Here is a 542-nt window from a genome sequence, read left to right on the forward strand (position 1 = left end):
GCGCGCATCAAGACATTGTCGCCGCAGGCCTTTGCCGATGCCGCACCGGGCTTTGCCCTGGACAATGTCGCGCTGGCGCTGTGGGAACCCGAGTATGGCTATGCCGATGCCTTCGGCGCCACCAATGCTATTGCCCGTGCCGCCCGCGCCAGTGGTGCCAGGATCATGCAGAACACGTTGGTCGAGAGCCTCCAGCGGCAGGGCGACCGCATCACGGGTGTCATCTTGACCGATGGAACGATGCTGGAGGCCGATACCGTCGTCCTGGCCGCCGGGCCGTGGACGCGCCGGCTGCTGGCGACGGTCGGCCTCGATCTGCCGCTGCATGTCGAGCGCCATCCGATGGCCGTGCTCGACGCTGCCGGCAAGGCAAGGCAGGTCATGCCGTTCGCCTGGTGCGACGACATTTCCTGCAACTATGCGCGGCCAGACAATGACGGCGTCATCCTCGCCGGGACCTGGGCCGGCGGCGGCACCGGCCTGCGCCACGAACATGCAGGCCGTCCACGCTTCGTCGAAAATCCCGATGATTACATGGAAGG

The 542-nt window shown here is 66.4% G+C and carries 1 protein-coding gene; it reads left to right on the top strand.

The window, feature by feature from the left end:
* Positions 1–542: FAD-dependent oxidoreductase (locus ENZ74_RS33840; RefSeq protein ID WP_164761508.1), on the top strand; the 542-nt coding region annotated here is incomplete at both ends.

The organism is Mesorhizobium sp. M7A.F.Ca.CA.002.15.2.1, assembly GCF_003998715.1.
GTDB lineage: Bacteria > Pseudomonadota > Alphaproteobacteria > Rhizobiales > Rhizobiaceae > Mesorhizobium > Mesorhizobium ciceri.